The sequence below is a fragment of the Pseudonocardia sp. 73-21 genome, assembly GCF_001899645.1.
In the GTDB taxonomy this organism is placed as follows: Bacteria; Actinomycetota; Actinomycetes; order Mycobacteriales; family Pseudonocardiaceae; genus Pseudonocardia.
Window position 1 is genome coordinate 1 of the sequence record NZ_MKVV01000067.1, and the last position, 1,362, is coordinate 1,362.

Here is a 1,362-nt window from a genome sequence, read left to right on the forward strand (position 1 = left end):
AGAGACTCCCTTCACGGCCTACGGCCATGATCGTCGGTCTCCGAGCTAGCGGGGGAACCTCACGCCGAAGTGCGGCCGAACTGGACTACCGGGAACTGTCGGTGGCGGCGGGCACTATGTCCGCCATGGCCAAGTACCAGCTCGGCAGCCACACCTATTCGTCGAAGTCGGCCGTGCAGGCCGAGTTCCGCGGCATCCTCAACGGCGCTGCGGTCGACGTGCCGCTGTCGGCGTCGGACGCCGGGATGATCGAACTGCTGCTTCGCGACGGCTACCACCCGGAAGGCGCCGAGAAGATCGGTCCAGGCATCGCGGATGTCGTCGTGCGGTTCAATGCCTACGGCACGCGCGGATTCTGGCTGCGCCGCGTCGACGGGACTGAAGTCGACTTCTCCTACCTCGTCGCGCTCAATGGTGCGCCCAGCATTGAGCACGGGGTACGGCTCGCTCTCCGCGAGGAGATCAACGACCAGATCGTGGGGTTCTTCGACACGCAGGCCGCCGACCTCGCTGGCGGCCGCGTCGTCTGCGAGCTGTGTGTGATCGTTGTCGGCGGCAACGGGGTACAGGTCGACCACGCCGCACCGACATTCATCGAGCTCGCCTCGCGGTTCGCCGACTTCGTCGGCGGGTGGGACGCGATCGGCGTCGAATGCGTCGGCCCAACCGGTCGGCGGCTGGCCGACCGCGACCACGCCAGGGTCTGGTGGGAGTTCCACCGGCAGACCGCGCGGCTACGACTCGTGCACACGCGGTGCAACCTCAGCCGGTCACGGGCAGCCCACGCCTGACTCGTTTGGTCCATCTCGCCGAAGATCTGGCTGTGCGACGGAGTGACACCCGCGGGCTATGAGTCTGGATCACGACCGAGGTTGTCGACATGCCCTGCGAACTGCAAGTGCTACTGCTTGCGCACGATCGGGTACCAGCGGTAGTTGGATGGTGCGATGAGCATGCTGGCTGCTCCGGTGGGAACGGCCGTGATCCCCCCGGCCAACCCGGATTGGGGAATGGCCATCTATCGCTGGGGTCACACGCAGACTGCTGGTCCGTGGTGTCCTGTGATCGCACCCGGGAGTCTGCTGGCTCTCTGAGGTCCGACGCTGTGGGGGCTACGGCCAGTGCCGTTCAAGGAGCGCATCGAAGAATGTGTTGAGCATTCGAGAGCTGGCTACCTTGTCGATCAGCTCGTGCCCGCCGAAGCGGTAGACGTCGTACCCGGCGAGGCGCAGGCGACGATCCTCGCGGACCATTCGGGCATATCGAACGCAGGTAGACCTGCGGGATCAAGGCCGGTAGGTCGAATCCGTCCCTGCCGTAGCGCTCGCAGTACGTGCGGAAGATCAGCCTCTCGGCGTCGTT

At 65.7% G+C, this 1,362-nt stretch carries 2 protein-coding genes; one reads left to right on the forward strand and one right to left on the reverse strand.

Annotation, left to right across the window (positions count from 1 at the left end):
- Window positions 1–125: 125 nt before the first annotated feature.
- The gene (locus BGP03_RS21805) at window positions 126–791 is read left to right on the forward strand and encodes a DCL family protein (RefSeq protein ID WP_296368934.1); all 666 of its coding nucleotides are present in this window, start codon (window positions 126–128) and stop codon (window positions 789–791) included.
- Window positions 792–1,112: 321 nt separating this feature from the next.
- Here BGP03_RS21805 and BGP03_RS21810 read toward each other — a convergent pair whose 3' ends face one another.
- On the reverse strand, window positions 1,113–1,253 hold the full coding sequence (locus BGP03_RS21810) for a hypothetical protein (protein WP_298798738.1): 141 nt from the start codon (window positions 1,251–1,253) through the stop codon (window positions 1,113–1,115).
- Between the last annotated feature and the right edge of the window lie 109 nt (window positions 1,254–1,362).